Here is a 23,798-nt window from a genome sequence, read left to right on the forward strand (position 1 = left end):
GATTACTTAAAACTCTACTATAGAACTTACCTTGTAACCATTTAATTTTTCTCTGCCATTAAGCATTTTAAGTTCAATAAAATATATAAGTCCAACAACCTTTCCTCCAAGCTGTTCAATCAACCTGATATTAGCCTGAGAAGTTCCACCCGTTGCAAGAAGATCATCTACTATTAAAACATTCTGTCCGGGTTTTATAGCATCTGCATGTATTTCTAAAATGTCCGTTCCGTACTCTAAATCATACTCTGCGCTAATAGTCTTGTAGGGAAGTTTTCCTTTCTTTCTTACTGGGACAAACCCTTTTCCCATTTTGTAAGCAAGAGGTGCTCCAAAAATAAATCCCCTAGACTCAGAACCAACAATCATATCAAAATCGCCTATCTGATCAGCAAGTTCTTTGAAAGAATCCATACAACATTGAAACGCCTCTGGATCCTGTAATACTGTAGTAATATCAATAAAATCAATGCCTTCTTTTGGAAAATCCATAACATGTCTGAGTTTTGACTTTAAATCCATCATTAATACTCCTCTTCGATAATTATTTATATAGTATCAAGCTATATATATTGTAATTTAAGAATTTGCTATAACTATATCCATACCTAAGGCATGGACTAATTTAAAATAATGTTTAATATTACTAATACTCTATTTTATGTTACTGTATTTATATCATACAATTACCGTACAATCATTTAAATAATTTTTTATTTAGTATTTTTTTATTTTTATTATTATTTTATTACAAATATCTATATTAATGGTCAATATTTTCTAATGTATATATATTAAACTCAGAATTGCTAATATTAACGTAACACCACTAAATATATAAAATTCATATAAAATCAATAAAGGATATAACTATTATAATGAAATATTTACATACTTACAAGTAATTTGATACATAACTATTTGAATTAACTTTCATATATTTACTATTACTTTCATATATTTACTATTAGCCTAATAATATTTTTAGCTGAGTCTATGAATTTTAATTTTTATCAATATTTTGTTGTCAAAACAACTCGAAAGTATAGTTATGCTTACATGATACACTATGTTATTGTCTCTATTATAACTATCCCTGTTACCAAATATCAACAGTAAAGTTTTGTATATATATTATCTATAATTTTGCATAATAATCTGAGCATTTCTATTTCCATTATATTCATTTACATCAATATGAAAAGTCATATCTAGCTTAACATTATTATTTTGTCCTGAGTACATCTTATTTAACTCTTGTTCTCCGAATTTACATTTTATATAGCAATCAAATTCTTGTATATCTCCAAAATAAATACAATCAGTGTATCTATTATTAGACAGCAATCTAAGTTTTAAAACATTCCTGTTTGCACCTAAAACAGAAGCTCTGATTACTGATATATTTTTATCGGCAAAAAGAGGCTTTGAATTTCCCTTTCCATAAGGTTCAAGCAGCTTTAGTTCCTCAGCTAATTGAAGATTAACTGTATCAATAGGAATTTGCGCATCAATATATATCCTTGCAATCAAGTCATCCTCTGTCAATGTAGAACAAAAATTTAACTTAAGCCTTAAAGCGTCTACTTTATCAGGTTCAAGACTAAATCCGGCTGCTAACGGATGACCTCCGAATTTTGTCAACAACTCCTTACATTTTTGTAGTTCTTCAAACATATTATATGCATCAATAGATCTCCCTGAACCCTTTACACAATTTTCACTATCTGTAAGAATAAATGTTGGAACATTATATTTTTCTCTGATCTTTCCAGCTATTATACCAGCTATACTTTCATGGATATCTGGCCTATATACCACAAGCACTCTGTCATTTTTCAAGTCACTATTTTCAACAGTGGCAACAACTTCTTCCACTCCAGCAAGTGTCATATTCTTTCTTTCGTTATTTAAGCTATACAACTCCTGAGCCATTTGAACAGCTTTTTCCCTATCATCGCATAACAGAAGTTCTAGTCCCTTGATAGCACAATCCAATCTTCCCGATGCATTTATACAAGGTCCTATGATAAATCCTAAATGATAAACGCCTATCTCCTTACCCATTATTCCTGTCTGTTCAATAAGTGCATTTAGCCCTATATTTTTACTATTGCCTATAGCCTCTAAGCCATTTTTAACAAGTATTCTGTTCTCTCCTGTCAAATCAACAACATCACATACAGTTGCAATAGCTAGAAATTCATAAAAATATTTTTCTTCATGCTTCGGAACATTCATATATTGATACAGCACCTGTATGAATTTAAACGCTACCCCTGCACCGCACAACAGCTTAAAAGGATATTCACAATCACCTTGCTTCATATCAATAACTGCATCAGCCTCTGGGGTTACTTGTATTCTATTTAAATTGGCATCCTCTATAAAAGGAACATCATGATGATCTGTAACAATGACCGTAATTCCTAATTCCTTTGCATATTTAATTTGTTCTAGGGCAGATATTCCATTATCACATGTGATAATAGTATCAATGCCATCTTTTTTTGCAATTTCAATTATGCTATTGTTAATGCCATATCCATCATATATTCTGTGAGGAATTACATAGTCAACTTTAGCACCGCATCTATTAAGTGCCTTATATAGTATATATGTACTTATTACACCATCCACATCATAATCGCCAATGATTCGAATTTTTTTATTACCAGCTATTTTATCCTTGATTATTAAAGTTCCCTTTTCTAAGTCCTTCATTAATCTGCCATCATACAAACCTTCTATATCTGGTTGTATGAAGCGTTTAGCCGTCTCATAGTCATCAATACACCTATTAACTAAAATTCTGCAAATAAGTTCACTAACTCCCAATGACTGAGACATCTTCTTAAAATCCCTTTTAGGATTCTTTAAAATCCACTTTTCCAATTTTTAACCCCCGATTTTTTCGTTTTCCGATATTAAACTTCTATTAGTAAACTTCTATAAAATCTTAAAATAACAACTTAAAATCTGCAATGGTTTATTGACCCATAGCTGCAATCAGCAATTCAACCGCTACTCTATCGGTTATTTTTCCTGTTTTTATAGACTCATCCAGCTCTAAGCTGTAACTCATAGCTTTTTCGAGGATACTTAAACTTAGTCCTTTGCTAATCTTCATTACCTTTTCTGCAACATATGGTGTAAGACCTAATTGCTTTTTTACCATTTCTTCACTCACACCTTTTTGCTTCAAAAGCTTAATCCTGTACAACATCCTTATTTGACGAATTATCATAAATAGAATTTTTTGCATAGGTTCTTTGAGGGCTGCCATATCATTTAGCAAATTAAGGGCTTTTGACACATCACCACCTGAAATAGCATCTGTTAGGTCAAATATTTTGCTTTTAATTGATTTGCTGCATACGCTTTCAATATCATTCATTGTTATTTGAGGCTTTTCACCCACATAATTAACTATTTTATCAATTTCGTTAAGCAGCTCAGTCATAGAATAATCGCTATTTTCAACCAAATACGAAGCAGTCAGCTGATCTATCTTCTTGTTGTGACTTTCAAATGCCTTAATAACCCATTTAACTAAAACCATTGGCTTTTGAAAAGGGAATTCAACAACAAGACCAGCACTACTTATGGTTTTATACAGCTTAAGCCTTTTATCAGCCTCAGCTTCAACCATAATCAGACAGGTATATGACGGCATATTCTTTAAGTAATCAGATAATTTGTCATTACCAGTTTTTTTTGAGGAACTTCCTGCAGCATCACCTTTTTTTGACTTAAACAAGCCTGAATTCTTTACAATAACCAGCTTCTTTTCACTGAAAATAGGCAGGGTTTCACAGCTGGCTATAATTGATTCTTCATCTATTTTTCCTTCATAGGTAATAAAATTAAGTTCACTATTTTCTTCATTAACTGTTAATTTCTGAATAGCATTAATATAATATTTTATTAAATACTCTTCAGCACCATAAAATAAATAAACATTTTGTAATTTATTTTCTTTGATCTGTTTTTTTAATATATCTATACTCATATATTTTCCTCTTTCACCTTTTATAAATGAAATGGTAACAAAACTAATTCATTCAAATTTTAATTTTATTCAAGTTAATTTTATTCAAATTATTCAAGCCTGGCACATAAAAATGGTAAGGTAGACTTTATAACACAACTAATTCTTGCAACTATTTCTAATCAAACTTCTGGACAAAAAACAGAACCACACTTACTTTCCATTACAAATATCATTAACCATAATTCTGCAACATTGACTTACAATTGCAAAATAATTTTACTGGCAATAGCAGACATTGTCTAAAATCAGCTATTTCCGCTATAAAGCATGGTTTTAATGCTAGCGCCTTCACCATAGCTAGTTACAATGACTGCGCCTCTTTCATCAGTTCTAAGGGGTAATATCCCACTCTCTGTAAGTCTATCAACAACAAATTGAGAAGGATGTCCAAAATTATTTTTTCCTACAGAAATAACTGCATATTTAGATTTTAATTGCTTAACAAACTCTTCACTTGTTGAACTATATGACCCATGATGTCCAACCTTCAGAATATCAGTACTCAAATCCAAGCCTTGTTCTATCATTCTCTGTTCTATTGGAACTTCTGCATCGCCTTGGAATAAAGCCTTAAAATTCTTGTATTTCAATTTTAACACTAATGAACTGTTATTCAAAGACTGTTGAGACAAAACATCTTGCTCAAATTTCATAGGGCTAAGAACATCAAATACAGTGTCTTCATCCAATCTTATTATATCTCCTTTTTTGCACTCAACAATATTAATTTTCTTTTGATTACACAAATTGATTAATCTTTCAAAGCCTTTGCCATCAGTATCAGGCAATATAACCATTCCAACGCTCATCTCTTTTAGTATTGCCTCTAAGCCCTCAGTATGGTCAGAATGTCCATGAGTTGCAATTACAATGTCTATTTTTTTAGTTCCTTGGTCCAAAATATACGGTACCACAACTGATTCCCCTACATCATATGTTGATTTCGAGCCTGCAGACTTACCACCACCGTCAATAAATACTTTCGTACCGTGAGCAGTTCTTATAAAGGTGCAGTCCCCTTGACCTACATCTAAATAAGTAATTTCCAGGGGCTTAGGAATTATATTTTTTATGATAATAATTATAATTGTTAATGCTAAACAAATATATTTCACATATCTAAACCATTGTTTGTTTTTTATAAAATATCTCCATTTAAAAATATATAGTACAGCAATATAGTAAAATACAATTATCCATAAAGGTGGTGTAGGAAGCTTTAAAGAAGCATAAGAAAGCTTTGCCGTGCTTTCAGTTATAAATAGTACAAAAGATAAAAATGTATTATTTATGTAACCTATCAAGACGGCAAGATTTATATTTACAATGCCTGCAAATACCATAATAAAGCCAATAATTGTAATCATCTGAACCACAGGCACTACCAAAAGATTTGATATTATTGATATTGTTGAAAGATTATTAAAATAATAAAGCGTAATTGGTATAACCCCAATCTGTGCTGCAAGAGTCGCTGCAAGTGTGTCCGATATAATATTGGGTAAATACTTATTATCAATACATTCCTTAATTTTTTGATAAAACATTACCAGTGAAATTGTTGCAGCAAATGAAAGCTGAAATCCTATATCAAATAATGTATATGGATTTATAAATAACAAAATAATTGCAGCAGCTGAAATACTGGTAAATATATCGGTTTCCCTCATAACTAATTTTCCAACCAATATTATAATTCCCATTATTACAGCACGAACTACAGAGGCTGAAAATCCAGCAACAAAAACAAAAAGAATTAAAACAGCTATTATCAGTATACTTGACACAGCATTTCCAATACGCATTTTTTTAAATATGTACGTAAGAGGCAATATAATAAAAGCAACATTCATACCAGAGGCAACCATTATGTGCGTTAAGCCGGCTTTGCTAAAAGCATTATATGCATTTTCATCAAGTCCGTCTTTATATCCTATAATCATTCCCGCTAGCAATCCTGCTTGGTTCTTGTCTAAACAAAACTCAACTATTCCCAGCACATAATTCTTTATGCTAAATCCCAGCTTGTTAATCCATCCACCGCCTTTATTTCCAATTAAATCTATATCTGAAATATTTCTTAAATACACTGCCCCCGATACACCTAAACCGGCTAAATAGCGTTTATAATTAAATCCTCCAGGATTGACAGCTGGTTTTGGCTTTTCTATGTTTCCAGTAAATGATATAGCAGCTCTATAGACAAATGCGTTATTTTTCTCAAAATACTCGCTATTATTTGAAGTATTAATAAGCAGCTTTCCAATAACTTCTTTCTCATTTTGTTCATAGATAATTTTATTTGTTTTCATAAAAAATTTTATTTTTCCATCTGATGAACTTTCAATTTCACTGTCCACATAGCCCTCAATAGTCACCGTCTGATTGTAAAATCCATCAAATGTGTTTGAATAGTTTTTCTCCGCATTATAAAAACTAATACCACCATAGGCTAAAAAAGCAAGGGATGCTATTACAATAAACATAGCTTTCTTAATTTTATTGAAAAAGAGGAAAATAAAAAATAAGCTTAAGGCTATAAATGTTAAAACAAATAACATTCCAAAATAAGAGCATAACAAAATGCCTAAAATAAATGATACACAAAAAAAGCAAAGCGGCCTCTTTATGTAAACGTTAAATTTTTTCAAATTAACCACCCTTTGAGTAATATTGGTTTACAATACAATATCTATTTTAATTTCATTTCTTTATTTCATTTTTTAAGTAATGTGCAGATAAGTACGATAATTCAGCTTTCCAATGAAAGGTATATTTAAAGATTATTAATAGCTGCTTCCTAGTAAACCAACTTTTTAAGTGATTTGTTCGTTAGGGTTCTGATTTGTTTTATTATTGTCAAATAAACTAATTTTTTTAAGTGAGAAAGTTGATTTTTTTATTTATGAATTTCTAAATTTTGCGAACATGCACCTGTGAAAAGATTAATCTAAAGTTTAATAATCAACTTGCGTATATAGAGTTCATCGGTACGAAAGGAAAGAACCAAATCTCTTTTGGATATGAAGTACCCATTCCTTAACCATGATTATAACTTTGATAGAACAATAAGATTTGTTAACTAAAGAAAGTTTAAAGATTGGTAAATCTGTGAATTGTTAATCTAAAAATAAAGAACTTAGTTATATCATTACTTGATATTTTATAAAAACAAGAGTTTTTAGAAGTAAATATTACCTTTGGAATTGCTGAATGAAATTTAGTATCAATAAAAAATCTTGAAATAAAAATGATTACTTATCACAAAATAAAAATAACAAAATAAAAACTGCCAAAAACATCATAGAACGTAAAATCAGCTAATACTAGAGATTTTACGTTCTATATAGTATTACATAATATTACATAACTCTTTTAGCACCAATATATGTTCCTCTATACTCTGATAATTTCTGAATAATAACTGAATTATTCGTAGATGAAGCATGAATAAATTTGTCATTACCCATATAAATACCAACATGATCTATAGAGCCTGCTTTCCCTCTGCGAGATGCATCAAAAAATAAAATATCTCCAGGTCTTAATGCACTCTTAGAAACTTTGGTACCATTTGAATACATATCTGATGCTGAACTACTTAGACTAACTCCGAAATGCTTGTAAACATAACTTACAAAGCCCGAGCAGTCAAAACCATTTGGACTTTTACCTCCAGCTACATAACGTACACCAACGTATTGCTTTGCAAAAGCTATAACATCACTGAGATCAGAATTATCAGACTCAGTAATAGTAACTGCAGTTGTTGAACGTGATGTTTTTGCTGAAGCAGTAGTAGAATCTACAAATTTGGTAGCAACATATCCTTCCTTTGAATCTACTTTAACTTTGTGCCAGCCTGATTGAGTATCAAGAATAACAACACTTTTTCCATTATTCAAAGTACCAATTATATTGCTTTCTGTACTAGCACTAGATCTAAAATTAACACCATTAGCATTAATTTTCCCTGCTGTCTGCAGTGGTTTTATGTAGTCACTGCTTACCCAACCTGTCTTTCCACTAAAGGAAATCTTGTACCAGCCATTAGACTTATCAATAATTGAAACCTTTGAATTGGATAACTTTGTGATAACATCGGAAGATGTATTAGGTGCCTTTCTCATATTTACATTTGTTCCATCAATTTGTCCTGACTGACTAGCAGCCATTACAGCTGAACAAACAAGAACCAGAGAAAAAGCAAAAATACATGCAACGAGTATCTTGTTAATCTTACCTATCATTAGCTCCTCCTATAATAACGCTTCCGAAGTTAGCTGTCGGGCTCGGGCAATAGGATCGCCCTACTATTTTCATAGATTCACCCCAAATATTTTGGTTCCTCCGTACCCGTATAACGGGATTCAGCTATTTTTATGCTACAAAGCTATTATATTCATTTTGTAACAGTTTGTCAAACTTTTCGCAACATTTGCGCAATTTTTTGGTAATATTTTTGTAATCTTCTTTTAAATACTGATACATATGGATTAGTTTTCCAATCAGTTATTGATTTCTTATATCTTTATACATGAATGTAACTAATTTACTTGATGAATCTGAACATAATTCAGAGAGCTGATTACATTCTTTATATCCACATTTTTTCCAAAACCTTATCCCAGTAATATTTTTCTTATATACCGAAATATAACTTTTCTCCATACCAAATTGCTGCATCAAAAAATTTTCTAATAAATTCATTACTTGAACTCCATGTCCTTTTCTTTGATATGGCTTGTTTATTGCCAGAGAGTTAATCCATATAATTTTTTCATTTTTAATTATTATGCCTTTAATAAAACCAATAACTTCTCTTGATGGTACTAAATAAATATCAAGAAAAAATACATTTTGTCTTGTAATAAACTGAGAAATTTGATGTGAAAACTGTTTGTAATCTATAGTGTTAAATATACCTGTAGCATAACTATAATCGTATGTATTTTTATATATTGAATAAATATTGCTTATACTTTCTTTATTAATATTTCTTATATTGAACGTATCATTTGTTATATTTATATTTAACATAATTAAAATAGCCTTCCTCTTGTTGAATAAAATAATAGACAAAATTATTATAACAAAAAAATATAGTGCAAACTCTAATTTAATTTCCAAAGATATTTTTCATAAAAAATTACTATATAAAAGTTCTCTAATAAAAATTCTCTATTAAAAATTCTCTATTAAAAATTCTTTCATTAAATTTTCTTAATTTTCTTTATTTTTCTTTATTTAATTTTCTCTTTGGAACTTTTCCTTGATATTTCTATTTATACTTTGATATTTCTATTTATACTTTGATATTTCTATTTATACTTTTTCATCGCAATTACTTTAGTTTATATAAGGAAATAATTGACATACTTTAATTTTCATTGTATTTTTTATATATCAATAAATTAATTGCAGGTATAGCCATAATAAAAATTTGTCAAAAATTAAAGATAGATAGGCTTACGCCTAACAATCACAGATATTTTCAGTTTCGCTGAAAGAAGGAGGAACAAATGCAATTTGAAACGAACTATACAGGAAGTGACGATGTTTTATTGGAATGCTCATACTTGTTAATATCAATTTTATTAAAACAGTATAAAGAAAACGTAATTGACTTAGATTGTTTTAAAAGTAACTCTATAAATAAAATACAATACATCTTGAATAACTTCCATAAAATACAAGATGAGTCACATAAAGAAAAAATAAAAAAACTTATAAACGAATGTATTGAAATAAATAATAGTAATAATGCAAAAACCGCACAAAAGTAATACTCATTAGTCAATATTATAAAACTCTAATATCAGACTATCCAAGCGTTTACTTAGCAGAAGAATATCATGTTTTGCCCATGGCTCATTTTCTAATAATTTGTAGAGTTCGCTTTTTAACAACTCTACTTCCTTATTAAGCATAATATTTTTATCTTCCATTATATACCACCATTCTCTTCATTTGTGGAGTAATATACTACATAATTTTACCATCATATAATTCAAAAGTAAATATATCTCAACATGTTATAATATCAAAAAATCATATTTTATAACGTTAATAAATTATAATTTATCAAACATTGTAATCAAATTCAATATATAGAAATTACACATTTAATAATACTAAATATTGTGTATTATGTAAATTATTTCAATAGAATTTTTTCTAAAATTTTCGTTTCCTATTATTAGCATTCAAGATTTAAAAACATATTCAAAACTATATATTGTAGCCAAAAAAACTAATAGCACTATATGAATAAATTTCCATATTTACATTAATATTACTATAAATATTATAATTTAATATTTACAGCCTTTTGTAACATTAATTTCCCCTAAAAAAACAAAAATATTTTATTCTATTTTTGGTCTTTATAGAATAAAATTCATGTTACAGTTCAAATATATTAATCCACAAAACATCATATATTGTTTAAAGGATAATTTATTATTTTATAGAATTAGTATACTATACCATAAATTTACTTTTGACATTAAATATTTTATTGTGAAAGGATGTGTAAAAATTGTCTAGCCTTAGTAATGCTACAACTTTTGAAACTGTTTCGGTTTGGTGTGTTCTCATAATCGCCTTTTTGGGATTAGGCTACGCATTATTACTTCGCAGTCAGGTACTAAAGTTTGATAAAGGTACCCAACAAATGCAGGAAATATGGAGTTCAATTAAAGGTGGAGCTGATGCATATTTACGCCGTCAGCTGAAAACAATTCTTCCACTTATTGCTATCCTTACGGTTTTGTTATTTTTCTCAGTATATATTGTTCCACCAAGTGATGAAGCTGTAGAGAGATTTTCAAATCTGAGTGAAGATAAAATAAAGCTTGTTATTGGCTTTGCAAGAGCTATTGCTTTTATTATGGGAGCTGGTTTTTCACTTATTGTAGGACAGTTTGGAATGAGAATGGCTGTAGAAGGTAATGTACGTGTGTCATCTGCTTCTAGAAGAAGTTTTGGTGAGGCTTTAAGGATTGCCTATCGTACAGGAACAATTACAGGTATGCTAACAGATGGTTTAGGTCTTCTAGGCGGAACCGTTATCTTTATAGCTTTGGGTGTTGCTGCTCCTGATGCTTTGTTAGGTTTTGGTTTTGGTGGTACCTTACTTGCTTTATTTATGAGAGTGGGCGGCGGTATCTATACGAAAGCTGCCGATGTGGGTGCTGATTTGGTAGGAAAAGTAGAAGCAGGAATTCCAGAAGATGATCCAAGAAATGCAGCTGTAATTGCAGATTTAGTGGGTGATAACGTAGGTGATTGCGCCGGAATGGCTGCTGATATATTTGAGTCCTATGAGGTTACAATTGTATCAGGCTTAATATTAGGTCTCTCCCTTTACGCTGCAACAGGTCAATTAAAGTGGATAATATTTCCATTGTTAGTAAGAGGTATTGGCGTGTTCTCATCAATAATTGGTACATACTTAGTTAGAGATTCTAAAAAAGGTAATGCTCTGACCTCAATCAATAAAGGCTTCTATACATCTGCTGCAATTAGTTTAGGCTCATTTGCCCTTTTAGCTGCTTTCTACATGAATGAATGGAGAGCTTTCCTCTCTGTAGCAGTTGGTATTTTACTTGCTGTAGCACTGGACGAGGTTACAAAGCACTTTACAGATACTAAGCATAGACCAGTAAAAGATATTGCGTCTGCTTCTAAATCAGGTTCAGCCACATTGATTCTGCGTGGTATAGCAGAAGGTTATGAAAGTGCTGTTTGGCAAACTTTAGTAATAGCTGTCACAATTATGAGTTCTATTCTAATTTATTGGGGTCAAGGTGTATCATTTGTTTTATACGGAGTTGCAATGACAGGTATTGGTATGTTAACTCTTACTGGTAACAATGTTGCAATGGATTCTTTTGGCCCTATTGCTGATAATGCAAACGGAATTGCTGAGTTATCAGGTCTTGATAAGGATTCCAGAAAGGTTTTAGACAGCCTTGATGCCACTGGTAACACAACGAAAGCAATTACAAAAGGTGTTGCAATTGGTTCAGCTGTAATAGCTGCGGTTTCTCTATTTGGTTCCTTCCTTACTGATGTAACTAAGATACAATTAGGAATGGGCGCGAGTGAAACACTTTTTGATACAGGTATCAGAATATCAAGCCCAATAGTTTTCGTTGGTATGCTGATAGGTGCATGTATTCCATGGCTATTTTCTTCATTAATTATAAATGCTGTAACTAGAGCAGCTTCTCTTATTGTTAATGAAGTACGCAGACAATTTAAAATACCTGGCTTGCTTGAAGGAAAAGTTAAACCTGATTATCAGAATGCAGTTGATATTTGTACAATTGCTGCCCAAAGAGAATTACTACCTTTAGCAGTAATATCTGTTGTAGCTCCATTAATTGTCGGCATATTATTAGGTGTTGAGGCGTTAGGTGGTTTATTAGGAGGAGTTATTGTATCAGGTCAATTGTTGGCAGTATTTATGGCCACTTCTGGTGGTGCTTGGGATAACGCAAAGAAAACCATCGAAGATGGTGCTCATGGCGGAAAGGGTTCTGATTGCCATAAAGCAGCCGTTGTTGGAGATACCGTTGGAGATCCTCTAAAAGATACTGCAGGTCCAGCCTTAAATCCAATGATTAAAGTAATAAATCTAGTTTCGCTTCTTGCTGCTCCTATTCTCATACAGTATAAAAGTACTGATACTGGTATGATTGTAACACTTACTATTTGTGCCGCATTAATTATAGGTGCAATACTGTATTCAAAAAAGGGTGGCTTCAGAAAAGCTAAACAAACTAAATCACTGTAAATTATGATTATTTAACTTCGTACATAAATATAATCACCTAAAATATGTTCATGATATTTATTTCTTTTAATATGATACTACTGCTATTTGATATTATTAAGCGTTAAGCAATATATTCAACTGCACTGCTAAATTTAAATTAATAAAAAACATAAAAGTTCCAGTATTTTGATATCAAAACAACTTGTCAAAATACTGGAACTTTATTTTATGGCTAAATAAGCTGACTTTTTTAACAAAATTTATGATACTATTCGGTCTAATAAATTATCTTTGTCTATGAGTGTTCAAATATATTAAAATAATATTTTAATATTTTATAATATTATAGTATGTAATTTTGTTTTTTAGTATAATATGAAATTATATAAAGACAGTAAAATATTCTGTTACCTTGAAAGGATGATTTAAAATGACATGGAAAATAGAAACCAAGTGCTTGCAGGAGGGCTATAAACCTGGAAATGGTGAACCTCGTGTCCTTCCTATTTATCAAAGCACAACCTATAAATACAGTTCCACTGAGCATGTGGCTCAATTATTTGACTTGACAGTTCCTGGACATATGTATTCTAGAATAAGTAATCCTACTGTTGAATGTGTTGAAAATAAAATTGCTGCACTAGAAGGCGGTGTTGCTGCACTTTGTACTTCGTCAGGACAAGCAGCCTCAATGATTGCCCTCTTAAATATATGTAATGCTGGAGATCACATTGTTTCCTCTTCTACTATTTACGGAGGTACCTTTAATCTTTTTGATAAAAGGTTCAGAGAAATGGGAATAAGTATTACCTTTGTGGATCAGGACTCAACTGAAGAAGAAATTCAAAAGGCTTTTTTGCCAAATACAAAGGCAGTATTTGCTGAAACAATAGCCAATCCAAAAATAAGTATACTTGACATAGAAAAGTTTTCAAGAATAGCACATAAAAATAATGTTCCACTAATTGTAGATAATACTTTTGCTACTCCAATTTTGTTAAGACCCATTGAATATGGCGCTGATATTGTAACACACTCTACTACAAAATACATGGATGGTCATGCTGTCAGCATTGGAGGAGTAATAGTTGATTCGGGCAACTTTAACTGGGATAACGGAAAGTTTCCTGGCTTATCTGAACCTGATGAATCATATCATGGCATGGTTTATACAAGAGATTGCGGAAAAGCTGCATACATTACTAAAGCTAGAGTTCAGCTTATGCGAGACTATGGCACACCAATGACTCCTAACAACGCCTTTTTGTTAAACTTAGGCTTAGAAACTTTACATTTAAGAATGGAACGCCATTGCAGGAATGCAGAAAAAGTTGCAGAATTCTTGTCTGAAAATGATAAAGTTATATCAGTAAGCTACCCTACACTTAAAAGTGATAAATACTATGATTTGGCACAGAAATACCTTCCTAATGGATGCAGTGGTGTTATTTCTTTTAAAATTAAGGGCGGCAGAGAAGCAGCTGTCAAATTTATGGATAAACTAAAGCTTGCTGCTATAGTGGTTCATGTGGCTGACTGCAGGACTGCAGTTCTCCATCCTGCTAGTTCAACTCATAGGCAAATGACAGACGAACAGTTGCTGCAAGCAGGAATAGATCCTGGACTTATACGCTTTTCAGTAGGTATAGAAAATGTTGAAGACATTATCGATGATATACGTCAAGCATTAGAATAACTCGAAAATCAAATACTACTAACATAGTTCCTTTTCGAGTTTTTGAGTGTGACTCCTCTCATTATGAGAGAGTCACACTCAACATTTAAATTTATTATAATGCAACAATTTAGTGTAGGAGGTCCGTAGCTCGAAAATCTACTCTGTACTTACATTGTTCCTTTTCGGGCCTAAAAAACCATGCATGGGTTTTTGCAGTTTGAGTGGACATACTAACCTCTTATTAGCAGAGGTCAGCCACTCAACATCTTGAAAAAATTTTAATGCTATAATTCAGCGTAGATAGGAGGTTAGTATGTCTTTTACATTCGACGAACTAGATAAACAATTAATTGATTTATTGCAAGCCGATTCTTCTATATCAAATAAGGATTTAGCTGAAAAGGTTGGGCTATCCCCTTCTGCTTGTTTAAGCCGTACAAAACGTCTTAAAGAAATGGGCGTTATTAAGAAATTCGCTGCTATTGTTGACGAAAAAATGATAGGCTATGAGGTAATTGCATTTACTTTTATAACCCTGTCTCCTCATAACAGAGATATTACTAATGCTTTTCTAGCAAAAATTAAGGAGACACCTCAAATACTAGAATGCTATAATATAAGTGGAAGCTGGGACTATTTAATAAAAATTGCTGCACATGATCTTGCACATTGTCGTGATTTCTTAATAGATACACTATTAACATTTCCTGGGGTAAACAAAATAGAAACAAGCATGGTTCTAAGTACTGATAAGAGAAGCTTTAGCCTGCCCTTTGGTTTGGACAAATCACAGGATACGGTTTAACTTATTTTTGAATAACGCTCTTCTGGAGAGACCTGAGTATAAACCATTGTGAAAAAGTTTAACTTATTTTTGAAATAACTAGGATGTTAGCGGCTATAGTGGTATAATCAAAATATTCAAAGCAAGAAGAATTTTATGGTTTTACTTATAACTTGCTGTATTACTAAATCAAACCATAATATAGCTAAATAATATATTTGATAAAAAATATATAATAAATCTTCCGCAGTTAAAATTATATTTGTGGAAGACCTTATCATATAAAAAGTAATATAATTGCTTAAAATAAGCTTAGTCTACTTTGTATAACTATTGATAAAAATTTGAGCACAAATAGAATTTTTTATGTGAGATATTTAATTTAATGTTGGATTAGAAACAAATAGTTTAATAGGAGCACAAAAAAATGCCATTCGATGGAATAGTCACTAAATGTATCGTAAACGAACTAAACCTATTACTTTCAGGAGGAAGAGTAGAAAAAGTTTTTCAACCAGAAAATGATGAAATAATATTACTAATACGCTCAAATGGTCATAATTATAGGCTTGTAGCTAGTGCAAATGCCAGCTATCCTCGCCTTCACATAACCTCTGCTCAAAAAGAAAATCCTCAGACTCCGCCAGTATTTTGTATGCTTATGCGTAAGCATATTGCTGGTGGGAAATTACTCAATATTAGCTTTCATGATTATGAAAGAGTTATTTCACTAAATGTGGAATCTGTTAACGAACTGGGTGATTTATCAGTTAAAAGAGTAGTTATAGAAATTATGGGCAAGTACAGTAATATAATTTTGCTTAACAGCGAAAATAAAATAATTGATGCTATTAAGCACATTGACAGTGATATCAGCAGTGTAAGAGAGATTATGCCTGCAAGGCAATATTCCCTGCCTCCTGCACAGGACAAGCAACAGCCTGAAAACATATCCCCATCTACTCTACTAGAAAGCGACATAAGTGCTGCTAAAAATATTGAAAGCTTACTTTTAAACTCTATTAAAGGGTTTAGCCCATATACCTGCAGAGATATTTGTGCTAGCGCAGGTGTAAATCCCAAAACTCCACTGTCTGAATTGCTTAATACAGACAAAGTAAATATTGCTTCAGCACTTAGCAATTATATAGATAAAATTAAAAACAATGACTTTAAGCCTTGCATTATTTATCAAGATAAAAATTACTTGCATCCAATCGATTTCTATTGCTTCTTGCCATCACAACATGAGTATATCCAGCAATATGACCTTCTTTCATCTGCTCTTGATGATTATTATGCTCAACGTGACACCTCTGAAAGGCTTGGGCAAAAAAAAGGCGATGTAGCCAAAATTGTAAAAAATAGTATTGAACGTTTAGAAAAAAAGATATCCATATTTACAGATACACTGAGAGATGTTGCTGATAGAGAAAAATTAAAGCTGTATGGTGAACTGATTACTGCAAATATTTACTGTATTCCAAGTGGAGCAAGTTCGGTTAGAGTTTTAAACTATTACAGCGAAAATGAGGAATATATAGATATCCCATTAAATGAGTACAGGTCAGCTCAGGACAATGCACAAAGATATTTCAAACAGTATTCCAAGGCTAAAAGCACTTATATAAATGTAACAGAACAGCTTCAAGATGCACTTTCTGAACTCCAGTATTTTGAAAGTGTTAAAGCAATGCTAGATAACTGCAGTACAAAACAGGAAATCGATGAAATCCGGCAAGAGTTGATAGACCAAGGCTATATGAGGTCATCTGTCAAAAATGCCAGAAAAAAATTAGACAAGCCTTCTTCACCTTTAGAATTCACTTCAGTTGATGGTTTCCAAATTTTAGTCGGAAAGAACAATAAACAAAATGATTTACTAACATTGAAAATTGCTAGTACTTATGATATATGGCTTCATACAAAGAATATTCCTGGTTCTCATGTAATTATCAGAACCCAGCGACAAAATGTACCTTATTCCACTCTGTTAGAAGCAGCCATTTTAGCAGCATACCACAGCAGTGCGAAAATGTCCTATAATGTACCTGTAGACTATACTACTATTAAAAATGTTAAAAAACCAAGTGGTGCAAAGCCAGGTATGGTCATATATGATAATTTTAAAACTATAAATGTTACACCAGATGAATCCAAAGTACTTGCTATAAAGTCAAGATAAAAGTATTAAATTATTATAATTTTATAAATTAACATATAGGAGGAAATATGCAATGATATCTAATAAAATTAATTACAATATTCAAAACTCGTCTATGATAAGGGCTATGTTTGAAGAAGGAGAGAAGTTAAAAAAGCTTTATGGTAATGATAAGGTCTATGACTTTTCTCTAGGAAATCCAGATCCCGAACCACCTGCTGAAGTTAAGGCAGCATTGCGTGAGTTTGCAAATTCAGAAGAGTTAAAAATGCATGCATATATGAATAATGCTGGTTATCCTGAAACACGAGACATCATAGCTCAAAAAATTAATCAAGAAACAGGATTAAAACTCACTCTTGATAACATTGTTATGACAGTTGGAGCCGGCGGCGCTTTGAATGTTGTTTTAAAGACTCTTCTAAATCCAGGTGAAGAAGTTATTGTTTTTTCTCCATATTTTGTAGAGTATAACTCCTATATTGACAATCACGGCGGAAAAATAAAAATCATTGATACCGACCACAGTACATTTTTGCCTGATACCGAACTTTTGGAAAAGAACATAACTGCAAATACAAAGGCTGTACTTATTAACACTCCAAATAATCCTACTGGTGTAGTTTATAGTAGAGAAATATTAAACAGTATTGCAAATGTATTAGAGAAGAAAAGTAAAGAGTTTGGACATACAATTTATATCATCTCTGATGAGCCCTATAGGAAATTAACCTATGATGTAGAAGTTCCAAACATATTAACAATATACAGAAATGCAATTATGATTGATTGCTTTAGTAAATCTCTATCTCTTCCTGGTGAACGTATGGGCTATATAGCTACAAATCCCGATGCTGAAGATATAGATACGCTAATGGGTGGTCTGATTTATTGCAACAGAATTTTAGGATTTGTAAATGCACCAGCACTTTTCCAAAAGATAATTGCAAAAACAATTAATTCTTCTGTAGATATAAATATTTACAAAGAAAGAAGAGATTTACTTTACAATAGTCTTATTAGCTTCGGTTATGAATGCGTAAAACCTGATGGAGCCTTCTACCTTTTCCCTAAGGCATTAATTGCAGATGATGTTGAATTTAAAAATAGAGCCTTAAAGTATAATCTCCTCATTGTTCCAGGTTCAGGTTTTGGAGGCCCAGGTTATTTCAGATTAGCATATTGCTGCAGTCTGGAAACTATAAAGAATTCACTGCCAGCATTTGAGGCATTAGCCAAAGAATTTAAATAATAAAAGACTTTTCTAAAGTTGAGTTAATAAATAATTTCTAAAGTTGAGTTAATAAATAATTCTATATAAAAGGTAGCTGCTCTAAGTTCAAGATTATTAGAGACAGCTACCTTTTATTTTACACTTACGCTCTTTGAATTTATTAATTTTAATGAACTTTTTGCAGACTTACGACAACTCAAACTGTCCAGTGTACAGCTGATAGTACTTTCCATGTTCGGCAATCAGTTCTTCGTGATTTCCGCGTTCTATAATTTCACCGTTTTCCAACACAATAATTATGTCTGCGTTACGCACAGTAGAAAGCCTGTGAGCTATAACAAATACTGTACGTCCCTTCATAAGTTTGTCCATACCTTTTTCGATAAGGGCTTCTGTTCTGGTATCAATGGAACTTGTCGCCTCATCTAGTATCAATACAGGTGGATTTGCTACAGCTGCTCGTGCAATGGCAATTAACTGGCGCTGTCCTTGACTCAGATTCGCACCGTCTGAAACAAGCATTGTATCATATCCTTGGGGTAAATGCTTAATAAAGCTATCTGCATTTGCAAGCTTTGCAGCAGCCAAAATTTCCTCATCAGTAGCATCAAGCCTGCCATAACGAATATTATCCTTTATAGTACCGGTAAATAGGTGTGTGTCCTGTAATACCATAGCAAGTGTGCTTCTTAAATCATCTTTCTTTATCTTGTTAATATTTATTCCATCATAGAGTATTTCTCCGTTTGATACATCATAAAAGCGATTTATTAGATTAGTAATGGTAGTTTTTCCAGCACCTGTTGAACCGACAAAAGCAATTTTTTGACCTGCTTTTGCATAAAGGCTTAAATTATTTAATACCAATTTATTATTATCATATCCAAAATCCACACCAGAGAACTGAACATCACCCTTAAGTTTTGTATATGTCGCTGTTCCGTTTTGATGAGGGTACTTCCATGCCATAATATTAGTAGGTGTATCACTTTCAATTAATGTCCCATCCTGATTTTCATTCACATTAACCAAAGTCACATAACCATTATCTTGTTCAGGCTTTTCATCAATAATCTCAAAAATTCTCTCAGCACCAGCAAGAGCTGCAAGTATTGAATTAAATTGTTGACTTATTTGAGTTATTGGCTGAGAAAATGAACGTGTATATTGTAAAAACGATGCTATTGAGCCAATATCTATACGTCCTGCAATAACCAGCATTGCTCCTGCCGCAGCCGTAAATGCATAATTTGCATATGTTAGATTTCCCATAATAGGCATCATAATATTTGCATATGTATGAGCATTTGTTGCTGCAAGGCGAAGGTTTTCATTTAATGCAGAAAATTCATTTTTAGTAGTATCCTCATGGCAAAAAACTTTAACAACCTTTTGCCCTTCAATCATTTCCTCTATATAACCATTTGCTGCACCAACAGCTTTCTGCTGCTTCTTAAAATATTCAGCACTTTTACTTCCAATCTTTTTTATAATGGCAAACATTACAAAAAGCATGATAATAATAAAGAGCGTCAAAATAGGACTAAGTATCAGCATCATTATAAATGTACCAATAACAGTAATTGTTGAAGTTATAAACTGCGTAACACCATTGCTGATTGCCTCACGAAGAGTATCAACATCGCTGGTATAACGACTCATAAGTTCTCCATGAGTATGAGTATCAAAATACTTAATCGGCAAATCTTGCATACTATTAAATAAATCCCTACGTATGGAATTAAGTGCATCGTTTGATATTTTCACCATAATACGGCTGTATATATATGTCGACAATGCTCCAGTCAAATAAATAGCACCCAATAACATAATCATGTGAATAAATGGAGCTAAATCAGCTTTTGAAGGATTTTTTCCAATAAGCGGCATAATATAGTCATTAATAAGAGGCTTTAAAAAGTAAGTGCCTGCCACGCCTGCTCCTGAACTAACTATTACAAAAATGGTTACTAGAATAAGCAGCCATTTTTTATTTAGCATATATCCAAAAACACGTGCAAGAGTTCTTCCCGCGCTTTTAGGCTTTTGAAAATTATGTTTAGCTGGTCCTGCCATTATGCGCTCACTCCTTCCTGCTGTGAATAATATACTTCCTTATAAATCTGGTTATTTTGCAGTAATTCATCATGTGTGCCAATTGCGTTTACTTTACCATCGTCTAGTACAATTATTTCATCTGCATCACACACAGAGCTGATTCTCTGAGCAATAATAATAGTTGTAATTTCGCTGCTATACTTACGTAATTCTTCACGAATTTTTGAGTCTGTTGCTGTATCCACAGCACTTGTACTGTCATCAAGAATCAAAATCTTAGGATTTTTTAGCAATGCTCTTGCAATACAAAGGCGTTGCTTTTGACCGCCTGAAACATTTACACCGCCTTGCCCCAGTTCAGTTTCATAGCCATTTGGAAAACTCATTATAAAATCATGTGCTTGAGCTGCTTTACAGGCTGCAACAATTTGTTCATCAGTGGCATTTTCATTTCCCCAAAGTAAGTTTTCCTTGATGGTTCCTGAAAACAATATATTCTTTTGAAGCACCATTGCAACTGATTCTCTTAATGCATTTAATTTATAATCACGTACATCTACACCACCTACAAGAACCTTTCCTTGTGTTGCATCATACAATCTAGGAATTAGCTGAACCAAGGATGTTTTTGAAGAACCTGTACCGCCAATTATTCCAATTGTTTGCCCTGAATTTATATGAAGGTTTATATTCTCAAGGATATTTGTTTCAGCTTTAGAATTGTACCTAAAGGATACATCTTCAAAATCAATCGAACCATTCTTTACTATGGTCTCCCCTCTGCCCTGTGCATCTGATATATCTGACTCTTCTTCAAGTACTTCTATAATTCTGTTAACCGAAGCACGAGATAGTATTACTGTAATAAGTACCATTGATATCATCATAAGTGACACCAATATATGTGAAACATAGCTTATAAAGCTTATTAATTCTCCTGTAAGCATATCCCCTGCAATTATCATATTTCCTCCAAACCACAGGATGGCAACAATACAAGAGTATATTGTAATTTGCATAAAAGGCATATTAAAGATAACGATTTTTTCAGCCTTAATTGACGCATTCATCAGTTCATCATTAGCTGCCTTAAATTTAAGCTTTTCATATTTTGAACGTACAAAAGCTTTTACAACTCGTATAGCTATTAAATTCTCTTGAACGGAGGAATTTAACGCATCATATTTTTTTAGCAACTTAGAAAAACGCGGATAAGCCAGTCCTGCAATTGCTACAAAGGCAATTGCTAGAACTGGAATGGCAAATAAGAATACTTTCACAAGATTTTTATTTATTGTGTATGCCATAATAGTTGCACTAACCAGCATAACAGGTGCACGTACCAACACTCTAATAATCATCATAAAAGCATTCTGTGTGTTATTAACATCTGTAGTCAGTCGAGTAATCAATGATGCTGTACTAAATTTGTCTATATTAGAAAATGAAAAATCCTGAACCTTGTTAAACAAAGCTTTTCTAAGTTCGCTGCCAAGTCCCATGCTTGCAGTTGCTCCGAGTTTTGAACCAAGTGCCCCAAAAAGTAGCGAAATTAATGCCATTACCACCATTAGCACACCTGTTTGCAATACGTAAGCTATATCCTTTGACGGAATACCTTTATCAACTATTTTAGCCATAAGAAATGGTATTCGTATCTCCAAAAGCACTTCACCTACAATGGCTAATGGACAAAGTATTGCATATATTAAATATTTAGATAAATAAGGTACTATTTTTTTAATCAATATCAATTTCCTCCTTATTTTGATTGCCAAATAGCTTTTTCCCCTCAGCAATAAGAGAAAAAATTGAATTTTCCTCAAATTCATCTGTAGACAGATTTTTTATCATTCTTTCATAATAGCCATAAAGCTGCTGACATTCCTCATCAGAAAAACCCGCAAACATTTGTGCGTCAACCTTATCAAAGTCCTTCCGACATTTATCTGTGAGTTCTTTGCCCTTTTCTGTAATCTTAAGTCGGTTATATCTCAAATCACTATCATCCACCAGTTTTTCAATCAGACCAGCTTTTTGCATGCGCTTTACAGATGTAGATATAGAAGCTGGAGATACCTTCATAAAGTCAGCAACCTCTCTCTGGGTACAGTAGTTATGACTTGCAACATATTCTAGTATTGGTGGCTGTCCAAAGTATAATCCATTTTTCGAAGCTTGTTTTTGAATATTAATTCTATGAAGTATACTAAGCGTGTTCATCTTTCTAGCTATATCTAAAAAAGATATATTCATATCAATACCTAAATTGGACAATATAGATAAAAAGTCCAATAAATGCTCCTTTCTTTATATTACTCAATTTGTGTTTTTCAGTATATTTATTAATTTATCTATTATTAGTTCAACTTTCCACTAATAATTTAACAGCTATTTTTAACTGTGAAATAAAATAATAATCATATCTGAAAAACTTTTATCCCTTGTATATTATATTTTCACATGGCTATAAGCTGTAAAATTTTAATCAACCAATTAATAGTTAACCGATTTACTATTCTATAATATAATTCTTATCATTTTGATTGTCAATAAGCATTTTTGCTTATTTTTACAATATTATACTCAAGCTTCGCAGGATAATATACTGATTATAGTCTAATATATCAGGTGTGGTATGCAAGTTTGGTTAGAAATATTTGCATTAGTTAATTCATAGCGTGCTAGAGCAAAAAATAATATATATCAACAGTAAACTGCTTAAATAGTACGACGTAGCAATATATATCTATTGCTTGCTCACGAAATTGATGCTGAAATAATTACGGTGAAGAACAAGCACTTCCGCCGATCGTATAACACTCGATAACCTGTCTCGGGTTAATACTCACAGCTACATCCTTGTAGCTGTGTCGGCTTCAATACTTGTTCTTCACCTATTATTTCTAGCATCAATTTCTAACCGGGCATCGCAAGTAGATATATATTACACTCGCGTACTATTTATTTTATTTCAATAAAGCATCGGTATACAGAAAATGTTGTTTTAGCAGCCCCTTCAGCAAAAGTACTTATCATTT

General features: G+C 32.1%; 16 protein-coding genes and 1 riboswitch. Of the genes, 6 read left to right on the forward strand and 10 right to left on the reverse strand.

Annotated features, from left to right (window positions below):
- Positions 1-6: 6 nt before the first annotated feature.
- The 6 genes from EHE19_RS11635 to EHE19_RS11660 all read right to left on the reverse strand — a co-directional run bounded on the left by EHE19_RS11635 (position 7) and on the right by EHE19_RS11660 (position 9,094).
- Positions 7-522, reverse strand: coding sequence for an adenine phosphoribosyltransferase (locus tag EHE19_RS11635; RefSeq protein WP_137698711.1), 516 nt, complete (start codon positions 520-522; stop codon positions 7-9).
- A 612-nt stretch (positions 523-1,134) separates the two neighbouring features.
- Positions 1,135-2,850 (reverse strand): single-stranded-DNA-specific exonuclease RecJ, encoded by a 1,716-nt coding sequence (recJ, locus tag EHE19_RS11640; RefSeq protein WP_171003629.1) that lies wholly within the window; start codon positions 2,848-2,850, stop codon positions 1,135-1,137.
- Positions 2,851-2,989: 139 nt separating this feature from the next.
- Positions 2,990-4,012, reverse strand: a complete 1,023-nt coding sequence (gene holA / locus EHE19_RS11645) for a DNA polymerase III subunit delta (RefSeq protein WP_137698690.1) — start codon at positions 4,010-4,012, stop codon at positions 2,990-2,992.
- A gap of 287 nt (positions 4,013-4,299) precedes the next feature.
- Positions 4,300-6,714 carry a DNA internalization-related competence protein ComEC/Rec2 gene (locus EHE19_RS11650; protein WP_244648214.1) on the reverse strand — a complete coding sequence of 805 codons (2,415 nt, stop codon included), beginning with the start codon at positions 6,712-6,714 and terminating at the stop codon, positions 4,300-4,302.
- Between the two features lie 702 nt (positions 6,715-7,416).
- Positions 7,417-8,304 carry a C40 family peptidase gene (locus EHE19_RS11655; RefSeq protein ID WP_137698689.1) on the reverse strand — a complete coding sequence of 296 codons (888 nt, stop codon included), beginning with the start codon at positions 8,302-8,304 and terminating at the stop codon, positions 7,417-7,419.
- Positions 8,305-8,308: 4 nt separating this feature from the next.
- Positions 8,309-8,440: riboswitch (cyclic di-AMP (ydaO/yuaA leader) on the reverse strand.
- Between the two features lie 126 nt (positions 8,441-8,566).
- A complete protein-coding gene (locus EHE19_RS11660; protein ID WP_137698688.1) occupies positions 8,567-9,094 on the reverse strand; it encodes a GNAT family N-acetyltransferase in 528 nt (175 codons plus the stop codon).
- Positions 9,095-9,576: 482 nt separating this feature from the next.
- Between EHE19_RS11660 and EHE19_RS11665 the strand changes: the two genes are divergently transcribed.
- Entirely contained in the window at positions 9,577-9,840 is a 264-nt protein-coding gene (locus tag EHE19_RS11665) for a hypothetical protein (protein WP_137698687.1), read from the forward strand.
- A 6-nt stretch (positions 9,841-9,846) separates the two neighbouring features.
- On the opposite strand, the gene EHE19_RS11670 is transcribed toward EHE19_RS11665, so the two are convergent.
- The gene (locus tag EHE19_RS11670) at positions 9,847-10,002 is read right to left on the reverse strand and encodes an aspartyl-phosphate phosphatase Spo0E family protein (RefSeq protein WP_137698686.1); all 156 of its coding nucleotides are present in this window, start codon (positions 10,000-10,002) and stop codon (positions 9,847-9,849) included.
- A gap of 593 nt (positions 10,003-10,595) precedes the next feature.
- On the opposite strand from EHE19_RS11670, the gene EHE19_RS11675 reads away from it, so the two are divergent.
- The 5 genes from EHE19_RS11675 (at position 10,596) to EHE19_RS11695 (ending at position 18,717) form a co-directional block, all read left to right on the forward strand.
- The gene (locus tag EHE19_RS11675; protein ID WP_137698685.1) at positions 10,596-12,857 is read left to right on the forward strand and encodes a sodium-translocating pyrophosphatase; all 2,262 of its coding nucleotides are present in this window, start codon (positions 10,596-10,598) and stop codon (positions 12,855-12,857) included.
- A gap of 412 nt (positions 12,858-13,269) precedes the next feature.
- Positions 13,270-14,535: an O-acetylhomoserine aminocarboxypropyltransferase/cysteine synthase family protein gene (locus tag EHE19_RS11680; protein ID WP_137698684.1), complete on the forward strand. Its 1,266-nt coding sequence runs from the start codon at positions 13,270-13,272 to the stop codon at positions 14,533-14,535.
- 295 nt (positions 14,536-14,830) lie between these two features.
- The gene (locus EHE19_RS11685; RefSeq protein WP_137698683.1) at positions 14,831-15,322 is read left to right on the forward strand and encodes an Lrp/AsnC family transcriptional regulator; all 492 of its coding nucleotides are present in this window, start codon (positions 14,831-14,833) and stop codon (positions 15,320-15,322) included.
- Positions 15,323-15,728: 406 nt separating this feature from the next.
- The gene (locus EHE19_RS11690; protein WP_137698682.1) at positions 15,729-17,486 is read left to right on the forward strand and encodes an Rqc2 family fibronectin-binding protein; all 1,758 of its coding nucleotides are present in this window, start codon (positions 15,729-15,731) and stop codon (positions 17,484-17,486) included.
- 52 nt (positions 17,487-17,538) lie between these two features.
- The gene (locus EHE19_RS11695; protein ID WP_137698681.1) at positions 17,539-18,717 is read left to right on the forward strand and encodes a pyridoxal phosphate-dependent aminotransferase; all 1,179 of its coding nucleotides are present in this window, start codon (positions 17,539-17,541) and stop codon (positions 18,715-18,717) included.
- A gap of 168 nt (positions 18,718-18,885) precedes the next feature.
- On the opposite strand, the gene EHE19_RS11700 is transcribed toward EHE19_RS11695, so the two are convergent.
- From EHE19_RS11700 to EHE19_RS11710, 3 genes are read right to left on the reverse strand one after another with little or no spacing between them, the layout of a single operon-like run.
- Entirely contained in the window at positions 18,886-20,775 is a 1,890-nt protein-coding gene (locus tag EHE19_RS11700) for an ABC transporter ATP-binding protein (RefSeq protein ID WP_137698680.1), read from the reverse strand.
- Positions 20,775-22,505: an ABC transporter ATP-binding protein gene (locus tag EHE19_RS11705; RefSeq protein WP_205314709.1), complete on the reverse strand. Its 1,731-nt coding sequence runs from the start codon at positions 22,503-22,505 to the stop codon at positions 20,775-20,777. Before EHE19_RS11705 ends, EHE19_RS11700 begins: the two co-directional genes overlap by 1 nt.
- Positions 22,498-23,052: a MarR family winged helix-turn-helix transcriptional regulator gene (locus EHE19_RS11710; RefSeq protein ID WP_137698678.1), complete on the reverse strand. Its 555-nt coding sequence runs from the start codon at positions 23,050-23,052 to the stop codon at positions 22,498-22,500. Before EHE19_RS11710 ends, EHE19_RS11705 begins: the two co-directional genes overlap by 8 nt.
- Between the last annotated feature and the right edge of the window lie 746 nt (positions 23,053-23,798).

Origin of the sequence: Ruminiclostridium herbifermentans, from assembly GCF_005473905.2 — a bacterium.
GTDB lineage: Bacteria > Bacillota > Clostridia > Acetivibrionales > DSM-1351 > Ruminiclostridium > Ruminiclostridium herbifermentans.